Consider the following 20586-nt stretch of genomic DNA (forward strand, 5'->3'; position numbering starts at 1 on the left):
TCGGCCGCACGATGAAGAGCAAAAGTTAGCATGATCGTTACCATGTTCGGGAGTCACATAGGAGATCAGATCCTGGAAATCGGGAAAAGTGCCAATCAGTTCACAATATTTGTGTATAAGAGTCAGGCCTTATGCCGTAAGACTTAATAATCTAGACACTTCATTCTGATACCTACAGGCGCATGGGCAGGTAGAGATGGCAGAGTCTATGTTGAGTCCACCATCGTCGCTGCCACAGCAATAGATTATCCCGTCTGGTCTCAATAAAAACGGCAATCCAAGGTTGCCGTTTTTATGTGTTTATTTGCAATCACGCACTGGCATTAAGCAGTTTGCCAACCCCCTCTCCCTTGCCATTGGGCAAGGTCTGTTTAAAGGCGCCGAGCAGCTGATCGAGGTTGAGATCGCTGGCACCGAGGGAATCCTTGAGGGTATTGAGCTCGCTTTGCAGCGCATCGAGGCGTGTACTCTGGGTGCCGCTCGCCAGCTGGCTGCGAGCGCTATCGATGGCGGCAGGGAGGGATTGACCATTATTCTCCTGCCCCAGGGTCTGCAGCAGCTCGCTCATGAAGTGGTTGATGGCCGAGCGGTTCTGTTCGCTGTCGGCATCCTTGACCCCCAGCCGCTGGAACAGGCTCTGGACTGTGGGCGGCAGGCGTTCTTCCTGTACCGGCGCAGGTGCGGGCTGGGCCTTGGCGTTGCTGCTCAGCAGATAGCTGCCCAGCTTGAGGGCGATCGAGGCGATGGGAAGCAGGGTGCTGATCATGGTGTCACTCTCCGGTACGGCTGGTGACAGTGATAGAGCAGGGATTGGGCCAGTTTGGTTAAGAATGCGGCAGTCGTGGGCAGGTCGCTGATCCTGCTCCGAATTTAGTTTTTGGGGCGAAACGGGGGAGGGGGAAGGGGGGCGGGAGAAGCGGCAAACCCTTGCAGCGCCAGGCTGGCCGGTTTGCCGCCGTGGCTGCCAGTTCACAGATTCTTGAACGGGCGGCGCTTCTCCTCTTCGATGACGATGGCTTCCAGATTGGCAATCCGTTCCTGCAGCTCCTTGATGAGCACATCCTGTTTGCCGAGGCGATCCGTGATGCGGATATCCCCCAGCTGATAGCGGGCGCGCTTGCTGAGATAACCAAACAGCATGCTGATAAAGACGATCAGGACTATGCCTGTCCACATGGTCATGGGTGACTCCTTGTCGATAAACACGCGAGAAAACCTGCCTTGCAGGCCCTTTGTTGTCTCATACGCCGGGATGGGTCGCAATGCCCGCACTGGTCGGAAGTATGAGCCTTCAGCTCAGGACAGTGCCGATGCACAAACCGCCTCACTCTTTTGATCGTCTGGCCGCTTGTAGTGCTGGAGCCCTGGCGCTCCTTAAATCCCTTGCCAGAGTGGTCGGCCGAGCCAGAGTCCCCACAGGGTGAGGTGCAGCAGCACGATAAACCAGAACACCAGCCGGTAGCTGCCCTTCTGGGTCTTGTGGCGCAGCCAGTGACGGGCCACGAGGGCCCCGGGCCAGCCGCCGCACAGCTCCAGCAGGTGAAGGCGGGATTCGGGAATGCGCCAGCCACCGCGAATGGCTTGCCGCTTGTCGTGGGCATAGGCCAGCGCCGTCAGCAGGCTCATGGTGGTGACGATGGCCAGCGGCCACCAGTTGGCGTCAGCAAGGCCAAGCCAGGCCGTCCCGAGCAGGGGGAGCAGGGCAAGCCAGATCACAGTGCCAGCTCCCTGTTACGGTGGGCATCCGGGGTCAGGGTGCGGATCACCTTGGCGGGGTTGCCCACCGCTACCGAGTCTGCCGGTATGTCGCGGGTGACCACGGCACCGGCGCCTATGATGGATCGCGGTCCTATGGTGACGCCGGGGCAGATGATGGCGCCACCACCGATCCAGCAGTCGTCGCCAATGTGAACCGGCTTGCTGTAAGCGGCCCAGTTGCGCCGCTCCAGATACTCCGTACTGTGGGTGGCAGTGTAGATCTGCACGTTGGGGGCCAGCAGCACATGGCTGCCGATATGCACCTCGCCCACGTCGAGTATGGTGATGTTGAAGTTGAAGAAGGTCTTCTCGCCGATATGGATGTTGCGGCCAAACTCGCAGGTGAAGGGGGTGCTGATCCAGCAGGAGTCGGGGCAGTGGCCGAACAGTTCACGGCAGATCTGCTGGCGCAGGGGCTGATCCCCTGCCGGGGAGGCATTGAGTTGTGCCAGCAGCGCCTGGCCGCGGATCCGGTCGTTCGCTATCTCCTCGCTCTGGCTATCCAGGGCGCCGCCCGCCAGTACCTTGTCCCAATCGCTTGCCATGCCTACCTCCGAAAGATGCAAGAGGCGCCATTATACGCGAGCACTCCGGCGCCGTCAGGCTGTCACTTGCAGCAACATCAGGCACCCGGCCAGATGAGCGGCAGGATCAGCAGGGCAGAGATGAAGTAGGGCAGCAGCACCCTCAGCCCCAGCCTGCGCCCGCCGATCCCGAGCGCCAGCAGCCCCTTCACCAGCGAGTTGACCAGCCCGGCGAGCAGGATGCCGCGGGCAGCCACCTCCAGCGCCAGCTCCTTGTGGGAGAGTTGGGAGAGCGACAATGTGATGGCGTCCACGTCCGTGATCCCTGATACCAGCGCGAGCAGATAGACCCCGGAGTTGCCCACCTTGCTCTGTAGCAGGGTGGCCATGAAGCCGATCAGCGCCAGCAGCAGGCCGAACTTGATGGCGGTGGCGAGATCGAGCGGGTTGCTGGTTTGGGGCTGCACCGGGCTATCGGTCAGCTCCTCGCGCTGGCGCCAGAACCAGAAGGCGAAGCCGTAGACGGTCGCCGCCAGCAGCAGCAAAGGCGCCGCCAGGCGCATCGCCAGCTCGCTGTGAATGAGCAACGCCAGCACCAGCAGCCGCAGCCACATGGTGGCTCCCGCCAGCAGGATGCCGGTGGCTAGCAGCCGCTCCAGCCCGCCCTGTTCCCTGTTGAGGCGGGCAAACTGCAGGGTGAGGGCGGTGGAGGAGGCGAGCCCGGCCAGTATGCTGGTGAGCACCAGTCCCGACCGGGTGCCGAGCAGGCGTACCGCGAAGTGTCCCGAAAACGAGATGCCAGCGATCACCACCACCATCAGCCAGATCTTGAAGGGGTTGAAGGCATTGAGGGGCCCCATCTCCTCGTTGGGCAGCACAGGCAGCAGCACCAGGGAGATGAGCAGAAAGCGCAGGGTCGCGTGGAATTCGGTCTCGCTCAGAAACAGCATCCCCTGCTGGATCTTGCCCTTGAGCCCCATCAAGAGGGCTGCCAGCACGGCGCAGGCCACCGCCTCGCTCGGGCTCAGCAGCACAGACATCAGGCCAAGCAGGTAGGTGAGCAGCATGGCGACCGAACTGGTGAGGCCGAACTCCCCCTGCCAGCGCTGTGCCAGCCAGACCGAGAGGCCGCAGCCCGTCACCACCGCCAGCAGGCCGAGCAGCGGCAGCCAGGGGCCCAGCGTCGGCAGCAGCAGGGCGCAGACACCGCCGAGCAGACCGATGAGGCCGTAGGTCCGCATCCCGGCGATGCGCTGGTTGTCCCCCAGCTGGCGCACCTGCCAGCCGCGTTCCAACCCTATGATGAGGCCGATGGCCAGCGACACCATGGCCCCATTGATGGGGTCCGCATTGATCCACATAACGACTTCCTTTTCGCTGTGTCATGGCCTGGATCCCATGATGGCACAGCCAACGGGGGGGCAGGGAGGCATGGCTCACAGAGTGTGCGAGCGGAGCCGGTCGGCGGGTTGATATGAGCAAAAGAGATAAGCAAAGCGTTATTTCTTGGTTCTCGGCATAACAAGCCCACGGCATGCTGCATTCAACCCAACGATATGGAGTATCACCATGACACTGCGAATGACCGCCCTCACCCTGTTTTCTCTGCTGGCCCTCGGCCAGGCGAACGCCGCCGAGATCCGCCTGCTCAACGTCTCCTACGATCCGACTCGCGAGTTGTTTCAGGAGTACAACGGCGCCTTCGCCAGGGAGTGGAAAGCCAAGACGGGTGACGACGTCGTGGTGAGCCAGTCTCACGGTGGCTCCGGCAAGCAGGCCCGCGCTGTGGTGGACGGGCTGGAAGCAGACCTGGTGTCGCTGGCGCTGGCCTATGACATCAACGCCGTCGCCAGGCAGGGTTTGATCGCCGCCGATTGGCAGAGCCGGCTGGCCAACAACGCATCTCCCTATACCTCCACCATCGTCTTTCTGGTGCGCAAGGACAATCCCAAGCAGATCAAGGATTGGGGCGACCTGGTGCGCAAAGACATCGCCATCGTGACGCCGAACCCCAAGACCTCCGGCGGGGCGCGCTGGAACTATCTGGCGGCCTGGGGCTATGCCCTGAAACAGAGCGGCAGTGAGGAGGGAGCCAAACAGTTCGTCGGCGATCTCTACAAGAATGTGAAAGTGCTGGATTCCGGGGCCCGTGGTGCCACCACCAGCTTCATCGAACGCGGCCTCGGCGACGTGCTGCTGGCGTGGGAAAACGAAGCCCTGCTGGTACTGGGTCAGCCCGGCAACCGCGACAAGTTCGAGCTGGTCGTGCCGTCGGTCTCCATTCTGGCGGAGCCGCCGGTGGCCGTGGTGGACAAGGTGGCCAAGAAACATGGCACCGAAGCGGTTGCCAAAGCCTATCTCGAGTACCTCTACTCCGACGAGGGGCAGCGCATCATCGCCAAATATCACTACCGCCCCAGCAATCCGGCGATCCTGAAGGAGGCTGCGGCCCAGTTCCCGCAACTGACTCTGTTTACCGTCAAGGATCTGGAAGGGGATTGGGACAAGGCCCAGAAGAAACACTTCGCCCAGGGTGGTCTGTTTGACCAGATTTACCAGCCGGGTCGTTGATAGCCGCCATATCCATCACTGAACTGGCCCCTGTGCCAGCTGATAGGAGTACCAAGATGAACAAGATCCTCCTGGTTCCCGGTCTGCACAACAGTGGGCCGGATCATTGGCAGAGCCGCTGGCATCAATATTTCCCTCACTGGCAGCGTATGACTGGCCTGCCGTGGGACAAGCCGGACCTGACGGTCTGGAGCGCCAAGCTGGCGAGCAAGCTGCGCAGTCGGCGCGGCCGGGCCCATCTGGTGGCTCACTCCTTCGGCGCGCTGGCGGCCATCACGGCGGCGCGTCAGCAGCCCGACAAGGTGGCCTCGCTGTTTATCGTGGCGCCGGCCGACCCGGCCCACTTTGGCATAGTGGATGAGGCGCTGGCGGGTTCGCTCAAGGTATCGGCCCAGCTGATCGCCAGTCGCAACGATCCCTGGATGAGCTTCGAGCGGGCCGAATACTGGAGCCGCCAGTGGCAGGTGCCGCTGTTCGATGCCGGCGAAGTGGGCCATATCAATGCCCAGTCCGGCCATGGAGAGTGGAAGCAGGGGCTCAATCTGCTCGGCACTCTCTATCGGCGGGCCGAGATGGTGGTCGAACCGGCGCCGGCCGTGTGGGGGCGGCGCGCAGCTCTCAGTTTCCGTTGATGTTCTCGCGGATCAAGTTCAATACGCTGACAAGGAGAGAGATAGCGCCAGACACCATAACAGTTGATGTTTGATGGCTTGGTACATGGCACGACGCGCCATTTTTTAGGTCTTTTATTTATATAAAAGACCTTTTTTTCATTTTATGGCTCTAAAAGCCTGATCCGCCGTTGTTAGATAAAAAAGTGCTTAGCAAAGGCATTATTGGTGTTTGTTGCCCCAAACAGGAATGCGCAGAATCGCGATATCGAATGTTTTTCATAACAAACGGAAGCGTTATGCGATTTGGTTCTTACTCCGTCCTGCCGGGCTTTGGCCCAACCCTCGGCTTCAGCCTGCTCTACCTGGGCGTGCTGGTGCTGCTGCCGATCTCCGCGCTGGTGCTGTTCGCGGTGAACAATCTCACCCTCGCCGAGTTCTGGCAGGTGATAGGTTCTCCGCGGGTGCTCGCCTCCTTTCGCCTGAGTTTCGGGGCCGCTTTTATCGCGGCGCTGCTCAACAGCCTGTTCGGCCTGATCCTGGCCTGGGTGCTGGTGCGTTACACCTTCCCCGGTCGCCGGCTGGTGGATGCGCTGATCGATCTGCCGTTCGCCATGCCCACCGCCGTCTCCGGTATTGCCCTGTGCGCCATCTTCGCCCCTAACGGCTGGATCGGACAGTGGGTTGCCCCGTTTGGGATAGAGCTCGCCTACAACCCCATCGGGGTGGTGATTGCGCTCACTTTCATCGGCCTGCCCTTCGTGGTGCGCACCCTGCAGCCCGTGCTGCGGGAAGCAGAGACAGAGCAGGAGGAGGCTGCCGCCAGCCTGGGTGCTGACCGCTGGCAGACCTTCCAGCGCGTGCTGTGGCCTACCCTGGTACCTGCGTTGATCACCGGTTTTGCGCTGGCATTTGCCCGTGGGGTGGGGGAGTACGGCTCCGTCATCTTTATCGCTGGCAACCTGCCCATGGTTTCCGAAATCGCGCCGCTGATGATCATGAGTCATCTGGAGGAGTACGACTATGCCGGTGCTTCCGCCATCGCGGTGGTCATGCTGCTCATCTCTTTCATCCTGTTATTGCTGATCAACAAGTTGCAGGCCTGGAGCTGGGCGCGCATAGGAGGGAGCCGGATATGAGTTCATCTGCCATCACCATTGAGGTTGCCCCTGTGGAGGCGGCGCCCGGCCGCAAGGCGCCGACCGTGATCCGTGAACCCCAGTGGGTCAAGTGGTTGCTCATCACGGTTGGCCTCGGCTGGTTTGCTGCCCTGCTGCTGCTGCCGCTGGCCACCGTCTTCATTCAGGCGCTAAGACCGGGGCTGGCCTTCTTCTGGCACGCCATCAGCGAGCCGGATGCCCTGAGTGCGCTCGGGCTGACCGCCCTGGTCACACTTTGCGCGGTTCCCCTCAACCTGCTGTTCGGGCTCGCGGCGGCCTGGGCCATAGCGCGCTTCCGTTTTCCTGGCCGGCAGCTGCTCATCACCATCATAGATCTGCCGTTCTCTGTCTCGCCTGTGATTGCAGGGCTGATGTTCGTGCTGATGTTTGGCAGCCGCGGCTGGTTTGGCGACTGGCTGAGCGAGCACGACATCAAGGTGATCTTCGCCACCCCTGGCATCATTTTGGCGACCACCTTCATTACCGTGCCCTTCGTGGTCCGCGAGCTGCTGCCCCAGATGGAGGCGCGCGGCCCGGAAGAAGAAGAAGCCGCCATCATGCTGGGGGCGAGCGGTTTGCAGATGTTCTGGCGGGTCACCCTGCCCGGCATCCGCTGGAGCCTGATGTATGGCCTGCTGCTCTGTACTGCCCGGGCGGTGGGGGAGTTTGGTGCCGTCTCCGTGGTCTCAGGCCATATTCGTGGCCAGACCAATACCCTGCCGCTGCACATCGAGATCCTCTACAACGAGTACCAGACCGGCGCCGCCTTCGCGGTGGCCAGCCTGTTGGCCCTGTTCGGGATCTTCACCCTGCTGGGAGAGACACTGCTGGCCCGGCTGCGTGGGCAGCCCACCAAGTCCCATTGATGTTATTGCGACACGGGTCTGGCCGCGCGGTCAGCCCGACCCGGATACCCCATTGATATGGATTGGGGAGTGATGGCGAGCATGGCCAGCTGAGCGGGCTGGCCAGCTCAGAGACGCCATCCACCCCGATTTAACGGTTTAGAGAGGCAGCCATGAGCATTCAGGTTCAACAACTCAACAAGCATTTCAATCAGTACGCGGCCCTGGCCGATATCAACCTCGACTTTCATGATGGCGAGCTGGTGGCCCTGCTCGGCCCTTCCGGCTGCGGCAAGACCACCTTGCTGCGGATCATCGCCGGGCTGGAGCAGGCCGACAGCGGCAGCGTCATCATTCGCGGGGAAGATGCCTCGGATCTCCATGTGCGCGAGCGCAACGTCGGCTTCGTGTTCCAGCACTATGCCCTGTTTCGCCACATGACGGTGTTCGAGAACGTGGCGTTCGGCCTGCGGGTCAAGTCGCGCAGCGAGCGTCCGGCCGAGGCGGCGATCCGAGTCCGGGTCAAGGAGCTGCTGGATTTGGTGCAGCTCAGCCACGTGGCCGAGCGCTATCCGACCCAGCTCTCCGGTGGCCAGCGCCAGCGGGTCGCACTGGCCCGCGCCCTGGCGGTGCAGCCCAAGGTGTTGCTGCTGGACGAACCTTTCGGCGCCCTCGATGCCCAGGTGCGCAAGGAGCTGCGCCGCTGGCTGCGCGAATTACACGACGAGTTGCACGTCACCAGCCTGTTCGTGACCCACGATCAGGAGGAGGCGCTGGAGGTGGCGGATCGGGTGGTGCTGATGAACGCCGGCCGGGTCGAGCAGATTGGCACCCCGGCCGAGGTCTATGACCAGCCCGCCAGCTCCTTCGTCCACAGCTTCCTCGGCAGTGTGAATCAGTTTCGCGGCCGGGTGGCGGAGCAGGGCCTGGGTATTGGCGAGCAGTGGCTGGGCGGCCCCATCAGCGCTCATCATCTGGCTCATGGCAGTGCGGCTATCGCCTATGTGCGCCCCCACGAGCTGGAGATACTGCCGGCGGATGCGCCCGGCGGGATCAGCGCCACCATCACCCGTCTGTTACCCATGGGGCCGCGCATCCGGGTGGAACTGCGTGGTAATGGGGATACAAACGGTGCACACTTCGAGGCCGAACTGAGCAAGGAGGAGGCCAAAGCCTTCACATCGGGTCAGGAGGTACGACTGGTCGCCAAACAGGCTCAGCTCTATCCGGACTACCAGATCTGACGGTCATCGACGATTGAAATGGACAGATAGGATGGCGGTGTGAGCCCGCCTGGGATACAAGGGTGTCAGGCCGTTGCCGGACTCGATGAGGAGTCAGGTCAGGCAGATAACAAGAAAACGGCGGCGGGGTCGACCCCGACCGGCCAGTCAGCGCAGGAGGCGATGACGTGAATTTTCAGCAGTTACGTATTATTCGGGAGGCGGCGCGGCGGGATTACAACCTGACCGAGGTCGCCAATGCCCTGTTCACTTCCCAGTCCGGGGTCAGCCGCCATATCCGCGAGCTGGAGGAGGAGCTGGGAATAGAGCTGTTCATTCGCTATGGCAAGCGGCTGCTCGGCATGACGGAGCCGGGCAAGGAGTTGCTGGTGATCGCCGAGCGCATCCTCAACGACGCCAACAACATCCGCAAACTGGCCAGTACCTTTGCCAATCGCGAATCGGGCCGGTTGCTGGTGGCGACCACTCACACCCAGGCACGCTACGCCCTGCCACGGGTGGTGAAGGCCTTTCGTGAGCAGTTTCCGCTGGTGCAGCTGGAGCTGCACCAGGGTAGCCCGGAGGAGATAGTGCGGCTGGTGCAGGCTGGCGAGGTGGACATAGGCATCAGCAGCGAGCAGCTCGACAAGAGCGAAGGGGTGGTGGCGTTTCCCTATTACCGCTGGCACCACAACATAGTGGTGCCCGAGCAGCACCCCCTCACCGCCGAGCGGGAGCTGACACTGGCGGCACTGGCGAACTGGCCCATCATCACCTATCAGGCCGGGCTGACCGGACGGGCGCGGGTGGATGAGGCGTTTGCCGAGGCGGGGATTGCGCCGCAGATCCTGCTGACCGCCCAGGATTCCGACGTCATCAAGACCTATGTCGAACTGGAGATGGGGGTCGGCATACTGGCGGACATGGCGTTCGACACCCAGCGTGACAAGGGGTTGGTGCAGCTCGACGGCAGTCGGCTGTTTGCGCCGCACACCGCCTGGATCGGTCTCAAGCAGGGGCAGTTCCAGCACAACTTCGCCTGGCAGTTCATCCAGCTCTGCAACCCCGAGCTGGCGCTGGCGGACATTCAGGCTCGCGCCATGGGCGGCGAGCCAGCCCTCGACTTCCAGATCTGAGGCTTGTCACACCATACACAACGGGGAGCCAGTGGCTCCCCGTTTTCGTGATGGCGTTATGGCTTGGAGCCGGATCAATTCAGCGCAATCCAGGCGCCTTGCCAGTGGGTACCGATGCCAGGTTCATATTGGGTGGTGCTGGCTGACCACTGGCTGCACCAGCCACTGGAGGGGAAGGGCCTGCACTGATAGACCTTGCCGTTCTTGGGTTGCAGCACCTTGGTGCCGTCGGTGTAGGACTTGAGCCCTTCCGGGAAGGTGAACTGGTAGTCACCACCGGACGGATCCTTGAGCATCAGATCCAGCGTCTGCTGCAGGGCTTCGCCACCCGCCTTCGGCTTGGCCTCGATCACCAGCTGATGGTGGCCGGCGCTGAGTCCCGCGAGCGGCATGGTGAAGCTCTGGCTGCTGTCCTTGATGTCGGCAGAGGAGTGGCCCTTGGCCACACCACCGTGGTCATACAGGGTGTTGGTGACGGCCAGATCCCCTTGTGCTGTGACGGTGAAGTCGAGGGTCAGCCTGCCGTTGTCGAGCAGGTATTCGCTCTCCAGACCGCTCACGCTGATGTCGTTGCCCACCGGTGGCTCCAGCTGTTCGAGCTGGATCTCGACCCGTTCCAGCGTGCTGCCTGCCTTGAGGTAGACGGGGTTCTGGCCGTAGACAGGGTTGAATTGGCCGTCGGCGTTCTGCTGACCGGCGCGGATCTGGCTCTGCTCGGTATTGATCTTGCTGGCCAGGGCATGGGCCCAGTTGTTTTTCTGGCCCTGCTCTGTGGTGGTGATAGTCAGCTCGGTCTGCAGATCGGGGCGTACACCATTGGCGTCGAATACCAGGGCTCTGGCCCTGTCACCGGCCGCCAGATCGGTGGAAGGGTAGATGGTGCCGCCCTGGCTCCAGCTCAGTGGTGGCTGGGTGCCACCCTTGAAGTTGGCGTCGATCAGGTTGTAGAAGCTGTTGCTGGTGTCGCCCACTTCCCACACCCCCAGGATCAGCTGATAGCCGGTGCGTTCTGGCAGGGTGCACCAGTGTGTGACCTGTTTGGGCGGCTGTACCATGTTGCCATCCACCACGCAGAAGGGGGTGAGATCGAAGGCCGCGCGGGTCAGCGACTGGTTCGGGTTCCAGTCCTGTTTAGTGAGGTAGTAACGCCAGTTGCGGGTGACGTGGTTGGCGGTGAAGGTCCAGCTGATGGCGAAGGGGCCGGCCTGCACTTCCCGCCGGGCCCAGCGATCGCTGGTCTGGGCGTTGAGTTCGCTCCAGTTGGGACTGCCCGCCGAGGCAATCTGACCATCCTGAGGGCCGGATTGCGGGAAGCCGGAAGGGCCTTCCACGCTCTGGGGCTCCCACTGCACCGCGCCACACTGGCTGTTGCCACCGGTCTTGCACAGATAGTTGCGCGATTCCGGCTGGCTGATATAGCCGTGGGCGAGCACACCCCCGCTGGCCAGCAGCGCCAGCGCCGTCGCGATATGATTGAGTTGGATTTTTGCTGCCATACAGTCCTCTGTTCGATAGATGTGGGCAGTCAAGTTGGCAGGGGAGTTCCCCGATACACACCTGCGTGTGGCAACCCCGCTATCCTGGACGACATGTCTTTAGACCGGAGGCTTTGCGTCCTGGCCTTTCAACCAGTTTGCAAAATGACTACATAAAGGGTCGTGCCGTCTCGTTTGACGACAATCTCATCATGACTAGTTTTGATTAAATAATTAAATATAAATGTTTGAGCTTAACCGCCTTGGCGTGGTGCGAATGCTTAACTTGATGTTCTTAAATGTATATTTAAGCTACTCACCTTGCTGAATGTCGTGAATCATCTCGATAAGATGCAAAAAAACGACATTTTTTATCAATAAAAAAAACCTGCCAGCGAGGCTGGCAGGGATGGGCATTGCGACAGGGCCGGACGGATCAGTGACGAACGCGGGGACGTTCGGTTTGACCGGTCTGCGGATGCAGGGGCGCCCGTTGCCGGTCTATGGTGCTGCCGAGTTTGAACACCGCCAGTCGCTCGTCCAGGCTGCGGGAGAGGCCGGCCAGCAGCTCGCTCTCCTGGGCCAGTTGCGAGGCGGACTGGGACATCTCCAGTGCCGAGTCGTTGATGCCGCTGACGTTGCGGTTCATGTCCTCGGCCACCATGCTCTGCTGTTCGGCGGCGGTGGCTATCTGGGTTGCCATATCGCTCACGTGCTGGATGTGATTGACGATGAGGGAGAGATCCTGCCCTGCCTTCTCCGACTGGCTGACGCTGCTCGCCGCCAGCTTGCGGCTGGCATCCATGGCGCTGGCTGCGGTGACGGCCCGCTGTTGCAGTTGGGCTATGGTGCTCTGGATCTCCTCGGTAGACTGGCGGGTACGGCTCGCCAGGTGGCGCACCTCGTCGGCCACCACGGCGAAGCCGCGTCCCTGTTCTCCGGCGCGGGCTGCCTCGATGGCGGCATTGAGCGCCAGCAGGTTGGTCTGTTCCGAGATGGCGCTGATGACGGTGGTCACCTCGCTTATCTGCATCACCCCCTCCTTGAGCTGATTGACCTGCAGTGTGGCCTGCTCCACCTCGGTGGCCAGTGCCTGAATACCATGCACGCTGGCATGCACGTCCCGGTTGCCGAGCCCGGCCTCGCTGGTGGCATCCTGGGTATCGCGGGCAGTATTTTCCGCGTGGCCCGCCACATCCGAGATGGTCGCGCTCATCTCGTTCATGGCGGTGGCGAGTTGAGCCAGCTGATCCCGCTGGCTGTTGACCGCCTGATTGGTCTGCTCGGCGGCTGCGGCGATGCGCAGGGCGGCATCCGCCACGTTGCGGGCACCCTGGCTGGCCTCGATCAGCGCGTGACGGATGGCGTCGAGCCCCTGGTTGGTGCAGGTGGCGACGACCCCCAGCTCATCCTTGCCGTGTATCGGTATGCTGACCACCAGATCCCCGGCAGCCACCTGCTGCATGGCCCGCTTGATCTCGGCCAGCGGATTGACGATGGAGCGACTGATGGCAAAACCCAGCAGCCCCATCAGCAGGATCACCAGCAGGGTGGCGCCTCCCATCAGCTGGTACTGGGACCAGATGGTGGCCTCGATGTCTTGCAGCGGCACGCCGGATCCCAGGATCCAGCCCCAGGGCTGGTAGCCCGCCACCAGCGACATTTTCTGGGCCGTCTCACCCGTGGGGGCAATCCATTGATATTCCAGCCGGCCATGCTGGCCCCCCTTGCCAAGATCCACCATGCGCTGCCAGTGCGCCCCGGTGGTTGTGCCGCTCTCTCCCATCTGCTGGCCGACCAGCTCCGGTTTGGTGGGGTGCACCACCACGTGGCGGGTCTCATCGATCACGAACAGATAGTTGTCGCCATCGAAGCGCATGCTGCTGAGCATGGCCTTGGCTTCGGCCTGGGCCTGAGCGGCGGGCAGTGTGGTAGCGAGGGCCTGGATCCGGCTCATGGCGAGATCCAGCACAGCCTGCAGTCGTGCCTCCCGCTCACTCATCAGATTGCGATGCAAGGCACTGGCCGAGATGAGCAGCAGTGCGATAAAGCCGACCAGTGCCAGTGAGAGCAGCAACATCAATTTGCGGCTCACGGCGATATCACCGAGCTTGAACATAAGCTATTCCTTCTTTCCCGTACGGGTCTGGTTATGGCCAGTCATGACGATGGCCCTGGTTATTTCGGTGTTAACATTTAATTAACTTTCAATGATTTGTGGTGACTGAACGCTAATTGAGCGTGTTGACAATTAGTATAGCCAGCAGACAGAAACCCTCACTTTTGGTAGCGTGGTTGTGCGCATCCCGGCGCACTATTTGCCTGCCCTATTTGCAAAAAGTGTGAATGAGTTGGCATTTCACCAAAAAAAGGAGTGGGCGCCCCAGGGGCTGCCCCATAACAAGAGGGAATTTATGAGTTCCATTGCCAGGAATTACTTGAACCAGCTCAACGCCGACTACCTGCAGGTACACAGGCACAAGGAGGACCTGTTCTGGTCCACCTACATGGGCACCAGTGACAATCAGGCCGGTTTTACCGCCGCCGAGCAGGCCTACAAGGCCTTCTGTGCCGATCCTGCGCGCCTGCCGGTACTGAGGGAGATGCAGGCCCTGGCCGAGGAGACAGAGCTCAAGCGAGGTCTGGGGGGCTGGATTGCCTTCTTCGAGTGCAATGTCATCGAGGATCCGGCGGCGGCCGCCCTGATGGATGAGCTGGTAGCGGCCGAGGCGGCGCTGTTCGCCCGTCGCCGGGAGCTGAAGCTGACCTTGTTGGACGAGCAGGGCCGCCAGGTGTCCGGCAGCCTGCCCGCCGCCAGCACGGCACTGGCTGCCAGCGCCGATGAAGCGGTGCGCCAGAGCGCACTCGCCATGTTCCATACCCTGGAGCAGTGGGTGGTCGACAACGGCTATCTGGAGATAGTGCTGCTTCGCAACCGCTTCGCCCGCGCCATGGGCTATCGCGACTATTTCGATTACAAGGTGCGCAAGAACGAGCAGATGAGCCCGGCGCAGCTGTTTGTTGTGCTGGATGACTTCATCGCCCGCACCGAGCAGCGGGTGCAACAGAGCCTGGCGGAACTGGCGGCCAAGGGGGAGGCGGCGCTCTTGCCCCACAACCTGCGTTACTTCGTCAGCGGCGACGTGACCCGTCAGCTCGATCCCTATGTGCCCTTCTCCCGGGCGCTGAAGGATTGGGTCGAGAGCTTCCGCCGGCTCGGCATCCAGTATCGGGACGCGACCCTCACCCTGGATCTGCTGACCCGGGAGGGGAAATACGAGAACGGCTTCTGCCACGGCCCTGTGCCCAGCTTCTGGCAGGAGGGCAAGTGGGTGCCCGCCGTGGTCAATTTCACCAGCCTGGCCAACCCATCTCAGGTAGGCAGCGGCTGGAGCGGTCTCAACACCCTGTTCCACGAGGGGGGCCACGCAGCCCACTTTGCCAATGTGACCGGCAACGCACCCTGTTTCTCCCAAGAGTTCCCGCCCACCTCCATGGCCTATGCCGAGACCCAGTCCATGTTCTGCGACAGCCTGCTGGACGATGCTGACTGGCTCAAGCGCTATGCCAGAAACGAGGCGGGGGAGGCGATCCCCGATTCGCTCATCAAGGCGATGATAGAGGCGCGCCAGCCCTTTCGTGCCTTCAACGAGCGCCAGATAGCGCTGGTCTCCTACTTCGAGCGAGATCTCTACGCCATGGCCGACGGCGATCGCACCCCGGCCGCCGTGCTGGCGCTGGCTCGCCAGTGGGAGCGCAAGATCCTCGGCACTGAGAGCCCGCGTCCGCTGCTGGCCATTCCGCACCTCCTTAATCAAGAGTCGGCTTGTGCCTACCACGGCTATCTGCTGGCGCTGATGGCGGTGGAGCAGACCCGCGCCTACTTCCTCAAGCGTGACGGCTATCTCACCGACAACCCGCGCATCGGGCCGGATCTGGCCGCCCACTTCTGGGGGCCGGGCAATGGCATGACCCATGACCAGACGCTGCAGAGCCTTACCGGCGAGGGCTTCAGCGCAGCCCCCCTGGCCCGGGTATGCAACCAGAGCGTGGCCGATGCCTGGGCGCAGGCCCAAGCCTGCATGGCGGCGGCGCAGCAGCGGCCGCCGGCGGGCGAGGGTGCGCCGCTCAATGCCCGCATCCGGGTGGTGCACGGGGATCTGCTTGTCGCCGACAACAGCCATTCGGAGGCAGCCATGCTGGCCGACTTCGAGGCCTGGATCCGGCGCTATGGCGAGGCCGAGCACGCCACCCTGAGTTAGGAAACCCCGCCTGCAAAAGAGCCCTGCCAATTGGCAGGGCTCTCTTTTTAGATGACGAGCGGGGGCGTCACATCTTCAGCAAGGTCACCGGCTTGCCCTTGAGGGCGACCAGCAGCTGCCTGCCCGGCAGCTTGTGGCCATCGAGTATCATGGTGCTTTGGCTGAAGTTGGCCACCAGCCGGCTGCCATCGGAAAAGCGGGTCTCCTGCACCCGGCCCACCCCGTCCCGCCAGCGGAATCCCACCAGCGCCTTGTCCCACAGCGCCTCGTGCAGCGGGGCAAACTGGCTGTCGAGCCTCACCAGCTCCGGCAGGCGACTGTCCAGCGTACTGCGGCTCAGGTTGACAAGCGGTGGCGTGTTGTAGAGCAGGCCGAGCAGGGCGCGCTCCTCCTTGATGCCCGGGAACTTGAGGTTGTCCAGCAGCCAGTGGTGGCTATTGAGCACAGCGTCGTGGAACACGGCCTGGTAGAGGGGCAGTCGATCCGCCGGGTTGAACACGGTTTTCAGGTAGCGCGGCTTGAGCCGGGCAGGCTGGAAGAAGAGCTGCGGCGCCTCGTCCGGCCACCATTTGCCGAGGTAGTAGGGGGACTTGGCCTGCTGGCGCATGGCGGCATCCTCCCAACCGAAGCCCCAGCTCTGGATGCCGTGGGCAAACATCAGCGGCTTGCTGGTGAGGGCGTTGCCATCCTCCGAGCCCAGCACCAGCCCGAGCCGCTCCCCCACCCAGCTCATGCGGGCGTTGCGGTCGGCGATCATGGCCTGGCTGCCCTGCTGGTGAGCCGGGTTGTCATCGTTGGAGGCCATGGCGGTGCCGTCCACGTCGAGGAACAGGCTGTTGATGCCGCTGGTCCTGGCTAGCTCGCTCATGCGGCTCTTGGCGAAGGGCAGGGTGCAACCCGGGTTGAGGTAGACCCCTTCTCCGCCGAATCCGGGCTTGGGTGTGCCGTTGGCCTCAAGGATGGCGCAGCGCTTGCCGATCTCGACAGGCAGCTGGGCGGTGAGCCAGCTGTCGTTGCTGCCGGGGGGGATGGCGGTATCGTAGGAGTCATAGCTGCCCACCAGATAGCCCAGGCGCTGAGCGGCGGTGAGGGCATCACCCTGTTGCAGGGCGGCCGTCCATTGCGGTGTGCCGAGCCAAAGCTTGCGCAGCCCCGCCTGTTGCAGCGCCTCAACCACAGGCAGCGATAGCCCCTGGCCCCAGCGCTCCTGCGCCACCAGCTGCTCGCCGAACTGGCCCTTGACCCACTGCTGGCGCAGGGCCAGCACCTTGCTCTGGCTCAGGGGGCCCTGCTGGGCAGGCAGGGGCAGCAGGCTGGCAATCAGCCGGTTGAGGCCGGCCATGATCAGCGTCTGCTGCCAGGGCTCGGGCGGCGAAGCCACCAGTGCCGCTCGCTCCTCGCCGCTGAAGCCTTGCAGCCAGGCCGGCTGTTGCCGGAGTGTGGCCTGCAGGCCGGGCCAATCCTTCACATCCTGCCTGTCGAGCAGGGCATCGCCCCACAAATAGACATGGCTGGCGCCGATCAGCCGCCGACCGGCAGGAATGCGGGCAAACTTGTCGGCGAGTGACTGCCAGGCTCCCTCGCCCTGCAACCACGCCCGGTAGCGGCGGGCGCCGGCCAGCCAGTCATCCCCCACGCTCAAGCGCACCACCATGGGGGCCTGCCGGTTGACGCTGCTGAACTCGTGCTGGGCGCTCAACTGCAGCCGTCCCCCCTTGCGGGTGAAGCTGAGCTGGTTGTCATAAGGGGTCTGCAGGATCCAGCTGTAGGTCTGCTTGCCCGCATCCTGGCTCCAGAGCGGCAGCTTGAGGTCGTGGTGGGTGTTGAGCTCGGCCAGCTCGTCGCCGACATAGCCGAGCCAGTCGCTGTCGCGTACCGAGAAGCGGCTGCCCTCGCCAAAGGCCAGCGACAGGTGGGTCTGGTTTTTCGGCAGGCTGTACCAGGCCAGTTGGCGGGGACTGTCGCTGACCAGCGTCAGCAGCAGGTCATCGCCGTCCAGCTTGACGTTCACCCTGGCGTCCTGAGCGGGCCAGTGCCAGCTGGCCTGCTGCTCGTCCTGTTGCAACTGATCGACCTGGCGGGCGGGTTGGCCCGCGCTGACCGGGATCGTGTTGACCGAAATGGCCAGGGTGTCGGGATCTATGCTGTAACTTTGTGTCTCACCCTGCAGCGTCAGGGGGGCGGCGGCCAGCGGTGCCGCCAGCAGTGACATCAGCAGCCAGCCCAGTGCGGGTGACGTTGTCTGTAAACCCTTCATTCAACATCCTCGACCTGATTGATGGCTCAGGGTACGCCGTTGCCCGCCCGCCGGTACAGCCAAATCTGTTTAACCCATATGGGGTGAATGGCATCGAGTCCGCCGTTTTTTAAGTCGTTCTATTTCGAATAAAAAGCATCATTTGAACCCCTTTGCAGCCCCCGCCAGCACTGGTTTCATCGACCTTCACAGGCGGCTGGATCTGCCACGCCTCCTCTTTTAGACGCCCCATATAGGGGGATGCCAGCTTGGTCACCAGTTTCTAGCATGCCGGCTCATTTTGAACTCAAGACCTTGTTTTATAAGATTTGTTTCTGACTGGAATATCAATATGAAGGCGACAAAATGGGGTGTGGGGCTGGGGTTGTGCACCCTGCTGGCCGGGGTGATCGGCTGGTGCCTGTGGCCGCAGCCAGCGGCGCCGGACCTGGAGGCTGGCCACAGCGGCGAGCGGTTGGTGGACTCCCCCGAGCTGGTAGAGCCGGCTCAGCTTGCCGTGATGTCGACACCCGAGATCAAGTTCGCGCCGGCAGAGGTGGCCGCCAAACCTGGCCGGCTGCGTGCGGATGGGAGCCAGCAGCTTGATGCTCCCTGGCAGGTGGCCGAGGTGGATGCCGACTTTCCGCTGGTGGAGCCTGGCGAGGGGGTGGAACAGCTCCTGCCGATCGCTTTGCAGGGCAGCGAGCTTGGGCAGGCCCAGGTTGGCGATCGCGTGACCCTGCTGCTGCCGGACAGCAGCACGCTGGAAGCCAGGGTGACCAAGGTGGAGCTGCAGCGCGGCGGGGAGCGCAACTGGCAGGGTGAAATACGAGTCGACGGTGACAGCTATCCGGTCAATTTCACCGTCGGCAAGCAAGCCACCTTCGGCTTCATCGGCACGCCGCAAGGCAGTTACTCCGTCGAGACGCTGGGGGGCAAGGGCTGGGTTTACAAGAACCCGCCACTGGATCGGGGTCATGGCGGCAGTGACGCCCTGATCCCGACTCATCAATAACAACAGCAGAGGGAAAATCACATGCAGAAAACGACATTGGGGATCATGATTGCGGGTTTGCTCGGTGCCACGCCCGTACTGGCGGAAACCATCGACCTGATGGTACTGCACAGCCCAGGGCTGGCGGCCCGTTATCAGGGAGATGCCCAGACCCGGATCCAGCACATGATCAACGTCACCAACCAGATCTATGCTGCCAGCGGTCTGGATCTGACGGTGCGTGCCGTGCATAGCCAGCAGGTGAACTATCCGGATAGTGGCACGGACGGCCAGGCACTCAGGGATGTGACCAAGCAGCGTGTGCCAGCCTTCAAGGATGTGCCTGCCCTGCGGACCCGCTATGGCGCCGACATGGTGGTGCTGATGCGGCCCAACACGGGTGACCACGGCAGTTGCGGGCTGGCCTGGCTGGGGGGCTCGGCCACCTATGCCGATGGTCGCAAGGCGTATGCCGACGGGGATGTATCCAAGGAAGCCGACAGCATGTTCAGCCATATCACCGCCACCGGCTGCGGCGACGTAGTGCTGGCGCACGAGCTTGGCCACAACATGGGGCTCAACCACTCCCGTCTGCTGGATGGCACGGGTGGCACCTACCATTATGCGCTGGGGCACGGGGTGCAGGGATCCTTCGCCACCGTGATGGCTTACCCCTCCAGTTTCGGGGTCTACAGCCACGAGTACAAGTTCTCCAGCCCGGATCTGGTCTGCAAGGGCCAGCCTTGCGGCGTGGATCACCAGGATCAGGCCAATGGCGCTGATGCGGTGCGGGCGCTGCGGGTCACCACGCCCCAGATCGCCAACTTTTATCCCACCATGGTGACGGAGGAGATACCGGATATGGGTGAGCTGGAACGCTCGCTCGAGGCTCGTCGTCAGGATCTGGCGATGGCTCAGGCCCACTACAGCCAGCAAGTGGCAGCCAGTACCGCGCTGCAGGACCGGCAGCAGGCGCTGCTGGCCAACTTCGATCGCTACCCGCGCGAGCAGGCCTCCCTCCATCAGCGCAGCAACCAAGCCCTTCAGGAACGCAACCGGCTGGTGCAGCAGCACAACAGCTACAACGGCAGCTACAGCCCTGCCGAGTATCAGCGGATCCGCACCATTCAGGCGGGGCTGATTACCCGGATCAACCAGTTGTGTGACGAGAGCAATGCACTGATCCGCCAGTACAACGAGATCAGCCAGCGCTTTAATGATGAGGTGGCCGAGTACAACGGCAGCTGGGATCGCTACAACCAGCTGATGGCGGCGGTGAAGCGTGCCGAAGACAAGGTAGGAGAGGCGCGTCGCGAGGTGGAGCTGGCCGAGCACAGATATCAGCTGGCACTGGCCCGCCAACCGGTCAAGACGCTGTCTGCCTGATATGAGCCGCGCCCTTTGCTGCACGCAGCCAGGGGCGCGGTGACTCATGTTGTTGCTGCCTGCCATACCCTCGGCCTTCTGCCATGGCGTCAGCGCCCCTGATCCCGAATTGCCCCGCTTTCCCCACGTGACAGGCCCATTGTTCCCCTATCTTGCGCTGTTGCTCGGCATCTTGCTGCTGAGCGCCAACTACAATCGGCTGCTCTCTCGCCTGATACGCAGGCGGGCATTGCGCAAAGCCGGTTAACCATGGGGCCATAAGGCCCCATTTTTGGGTCTGCCCTCTTGTCACACTCTGTCACCAAGTCACCTCTGGCTGGCAAAGTCTTGTCATGGCACAGGCGTGTAATGGGGCAAGGATACTAGCGTGGCCGTTGGGTGAGCCGGGCGAGCAATGCACAATAA

19 protein-coding genes and 1 riboswitch are annotated in these 20586 nt (G+C 62.5%); of the genes, 11 read left to right on the forward strand and 8 right to left on the reverse strand.

The window, feature by feature from the left end; translation table 11 throughout:
* Window positions 1–310: 310 nt before the first annotated feature.
* From GWQ22_RS03745 to GWQ22_RS03765, 5 genes are all read right to left on the reverse strand, one after another.
* Complete coding sequence (locus tag GWQ22_RS03745) at window positions 311–766, reverse strand: hypothetical protein (RefSeq protein WP_275929496.1); 456 nt, start codon at window positions 764–766, stop codon at window positions 311–313.
* A 203-nt stretch (window positions 767–969) separates the two neighbouring features.
* On the reverse strand, window positions 970–1182 hold the full coding sequence (locus tag GWQ22_RS03750) for a hypothetical protein (protein WP_042038728.1): 213 nt from the start codon (window positions 1180–1182) through the stop codon (window positions 970–972).
* 192 nt (window positions 1183–1374) lie between these two features.
* Window positions 1375–1716, reverse strand: coding sequence for a DUF1294 domain-containing protein (locus GWQ22_RS03755; RefSeq protein ID WP_042038729.1), 342 nt, complete (start codon window positions 1714–1716; stop codon window positions 1375–1377).
* Window positions 1713–2303, reverse strand: a complete 591-nt coding sequence (locus GWQ22_RS03760) for a sugar O-acetyltransferase (protein WP_212513446.1) — start codon at window positions 2301–2303, stop codon at window positions 1713–1715. Before GWQ22_RS03760 ends, GWQ22_RS03755 begins: the two co-directional genes overlap by 4 nt.
* 77 nt (window positions 2304–2380) lie before the next feature.
* Window positions 2381–3643 carry an MgtC/SapB family protein gene (locus GWQ22_RS03765; protein ID WP_275929497.1) on the reverse strand — a complete coding sequence of 421 codons (1263 nt, stop codon included), beginning with the start codon at window positions 3641–3643 and terminating at the stop codon, window positions 2381–2383.
* Between the two features lie 208 nt (window positions 3644–3851).
* Here GWQ22_RS03765 and GWQ22_RS03770 point away from each other — a divergent pair, with 208 nt between their 5' ends.
* The 7 genes from GWQ22_RS03770 to cbl all read left to right on the forward strand — a co-directional run bounded on the left by GWQ22_RS03770 (window position 3852) and on the right by cbl (window position 9828).
* Window positions 3852–4853 (forward strand): sulfate ABC transporter substrate-binding protein, encoded by a 1002-nt coding sequence (locus GWQ22_RS03770; RefSeq protein WP_275929498.1) that lies wholly within the window; start codon window positions 3852–3854, stop codon window positions 4851–4853.
* A gap of 56 nt (window positions 4854–4909) precedes the next feature.
* The gene (locus GWQ22_RS03775; RefSeq protein ID WP_275929499.1) at window positions 4910–5485 is read left to right on the forward strand and encodes an alpha/beta hydrolase; all 576 of its coding nucleotides are present in this window, start codon (window positions 4910–4912) and stop codon (window positions 5483–5485) included.
* A 278-nt stretch (window positions 5486–5763) separates the two neighbouring features.
* Window positions 5764–6603, forward strand: a complete 840-nt coding sequence (gene cysT / locus GWQ22_RS03780) for a sulfate ABC transporter permease subunit CysT (protein ID WP_181364798.1) — start codon at window positions 5764–5766, stop codon at window positions 6601–6603.
* Entirely contained in the window at window positions 6600–7490 is an 891-nt protein-coding gene (gene cysW, locus GWQ22_RS03785) for a sulfate ABC transporter permease subunit CysW (RefSeq protein ID WP_275929500.1), read from the forward strand. The genes cysT and cysW overlap by 4 nt, the downstream gene beginning before the upstream one ends.
* 152 nt (window positions 7491–7642) lie before the next feature.
* On the forward strand, window positions 7643–8713 hold the full coding sequence (locus GWQ22_RS03790; RefSeq protein WP_275929501.1) for a sulfate ABC transporter ATP-binding protein: 1071 nt from the start codon (window positions 7643–7645) through the stop codon (window positions 8711–8713).
* A 39-nt stretch (window positions 8714–8752) separates the two neighbouring features.
* Window positions 8753–8884 carry a hypothetical protein gene (locus tag GWQ22_RS03795; protein ID WP_258224749.1) on the forward strand — a complete coding sequence of 44 codons (132 nt, stop codon included), beginning with the start codon at window positions 8753–8755 and terminating at the stop codon, window positions 8882–8884.
* Window positions 8881–9828 carry an HTH-type transcriptional regulator Cbl gene (gene cbl, locus GWQ22_RS03800; protein WP_042038740.1) on the forward strand — a complete coding sequence of 316 codons (948 nt, stop codon included), beginning with the start codon at window positions 8881–8883 and terminating at the stop codon, window positions 9826–9828. Before GWQ22_RS03795 ends, cbl begins: the two co-directional genes overlap by 4 nt.
* Window positions 9829–9902: 74 nt before the next feature.
* Here the strand turns inward: cbl and gbpA are convergent, their stop codons facing one another.
* Together gbpA and GWQ22_RS03810 are read right to left on the reverse strand one after the other, a co-directional pair.
* The gene (gbpA, locus tag GWQ22_RS03805) at window positions 9903–11324 is read right to left on the reverse strand and encodes an N-acetylglucosamine-binding protein GbpA (RefSeq protein ID WP_275929502.1); all 1422 of its coding nucleotides are present in this window, start codon (window positions 11322–11324) and stop codon (window positions 9903–9905) included.
* A gap of 66 nt (window positions 11325–11390) precedes the next feature.
* Window positions 11391–11476, reverse strand: a riboswitch (cyclic di-GMP riboswitch).
* Between the two features lie 263 nt (window positions 11477–11739).
* Window positions 11740–13422 (reverse strand): methyl-accepting chemotaxis protein, encoded by a 1683-nt coding sequence (locus GWQ22_RS03810; protein ID WP_275929503.1) that lies wholly within the window; start codon window positions 13420–13422, stop codon window positions 11740–11742.
* Between the two features lie 295 nt (window positions 13423–13717).
* Here GWQ22_RS03810 and GWQ22_RS03815 point away from each other — a divergent pair, with 295 nt between their 5' ends.
* Window positions 13718–15565 (forward strand): M3 family metallopeptidase, encoded by a 1848-nt coding sequence (locus GWQ22_RS03815; RefSeq protein WP_275929504.1) that lies wholly within the window; start codon window positions 13718–13720, stop codon window positions 15563–15565.
* A 67-nt stretch (window positions 15566–15632) separates the two neighbouring features.
* Here GWQ22_RS03815 and GWQ22_RS03820 read toward each other — a convergent pair whose 3' ends face one another.
* Window positions 15633–17822: a glycoside hydrolase gene (locus GWQ22_RS03820; protein ID WP_275929505.1), complete on the reverse strand. Its 2190-nt coding sequence runs from the start codon at window positions 17820–17822 to the stop codon at window positions 15633–15635.
* A 331-nt stretch (window positions 17823–18153) separates the two neighbouring features.
* Here GWQ22_RS03820 and GWQ22_RS03825 point away from each other — a divergent pair, with 331 nt between their 5' ends.
* Genes GWQ22_RS03825 through GWQ22_RS03835 form a run of 3 tightly spaced genes read left to right on the forward strand, consistent with a single transcriptional unit; the run spans window position 18154 to window position 20428 of the window.
* The gene (locus tag GWQ22_RS03825) at window positions 18154–18816 is read left to right on the forward strand and encodes a hypothetical protein (protein ID WP_275929506.1); all 663 of its coding nucleotides are present in this window, start codon (window positions 18154–18156) and stop codon (window positions 18814–18816) included.
* A gap of 21 nt (window positions 18817–18837) precedes the next feature.
* A complete protein-coding gene (locus tag GWQ22_RS03830; RefSeq protein ID WP_275929507.1) occupies window positions 18838–20181 on the forward strand; it encodes a M12 family metallo-peptidase in 1344 nt (447 codons plus the stop codon).
* 46 nt (window positions 20182–20227) lie between these two features.
* On the forward strand, window positions 20228–20428 hold the full coding sequence (locus tag GWQ22_RS03835) for a hypothetical protein (protein ID WP_275929508.1): 201 nt from the start codon (window positions 20228–20230) through the stop codon (window positions 20426–20428).
* Window positions 20429–20586 lie beyond the last annotated feature (158 nt).

It is taken from the genome of Aeromonas sp. 1HA1 (genome assembly GCF_029237385.1).
Lineage (GTDB): Bacteria > Pseudomonadota > Gammaproteobacteria > Enterobacterales > Aeromonadaceae > Aeromonas > Aeromonas popoffii.

What these genes read in the sequence shown, in the direction of transcription:
- GWQ22_RS03815 (WP_275929504.1), top strand. Translation starts at nt 13,718, where the DNA reads ATGAGTTCCATTGCCAGGAATTACTTGAACCAGCTCAACGCCGACTAC.
- GWQ22_RS03790 (WP_275929501.1), top strand. Translation starts at nt 7,643, where the DNA reads ATGAGCATTCAGGTTCAACAACTCAACAAGCATTTCAATCAGTACGCG.
- cysW (WP_275929500.1), top strand. Translation starts at nt 6,600, where the DNA reads ATGAGTTCATCTGCCATCACCATTGAGGTTGCCCCTGTGGAGGCGGCG.
- GWQ22_RS03775 (WP_275929499.1), top strand. Translation starts at nt 4,910, where the DNA reads ATGAACAAGATCCTCCTGGTTCCCGGTCTGCACAACAGTGGGCCGGAT.
- cysT (WP_181364798.1), top strand. Translation starts at nt 5,764, where the DNA reads ATGCGATTTGGTTCTTACTCCGTCCTGCCGGGCTTTGGCCCAACCCTC.
- GWQ22_RS03810 (WP_275929503.1), bottom strand. Translation starts at nt 13,422, where the DNA reads ATGTTCAAGCTCGGTGATATCGCCGTGAGCCGCAAATTGATGTTGCTG.
- GWQ22_RS03835 (WP_275929508.1), top strand. Translation starts at nt 20,228, where the DNA reads ATGTTGTTGCTGCCTGCCATACCCTCGGCCTTCTGCCATGGCGTCAGC.
- gbpA (WP_275929502.1), bottom strand. Translation starts at nt 11,324, where the DNA reads ATGGCAGCAAAAATCCAACTCAATCATATCGCGACGGCGCTGGCGCTG.
- GWQ22_RS03760 (WP_212513446.1), bottom strand. Translation starts at nt 2,303, where the DNA reads ATGGCAAGCGATTGGGACAAGGTACTGGCGGGCGGCGCCCTGGATAGC.
- GWQ22_RS03770 (WP_275929498.1), top strand. Translation starts at nt 3,852, where the DNA reads ATGACACTGCGAATGACCGCCCTCACCCTGTTTTCTCTGCTGGCCCTC.
- GWQ22_RS03820 (WP_275929505.1), bottom strand. Translation starts at nt 17,822, where the DNA reads ATGAAGGGTTTACAGACAACGTCACCCGCACTGGGCTGGCTGCTGATG.
- GWQ22_RS03825 (WP_275929506.1), top strand. Translation starts at nt 18,154, where the DNA reads ATGAAGGCGACAAAATGGGGTGTGGGGCTGGGGTTGTGCACCCTGCTG.
- GWQ22_RS03745 (WP_275929496.1), bottom strand. Translation starts at nt 766, where the DNA reads ATGATCAGCACCCTGCTTCCCATCGCCTCGATCGCCCTCAAGCTGGGC.
- GWQ22_RS03830 (WP_275929507.1), top strand. Translation starts at nt 18,838, where the DNA reads ATGCAGAAAACGACATTGGGGATCATGATTGCGGGTTTGCTCGGTGCC.
- GWQ22_RS03750 (WP_042038728.1), bottom strand. Translation starts at nt 1,182, where the DNA reads ATGACCATGTGGACAGGCATAGTCCTGATCGTCTTTATCAGCATGCTG.
- GWQ22_RS03765 (WP_275929497.1), bottom strand. Translation starts at nt 3,643, where the DNA reads ATGTGGATCAATGCGGACCCCATCAATGGGGCCATGGTGTCGCTGGCC.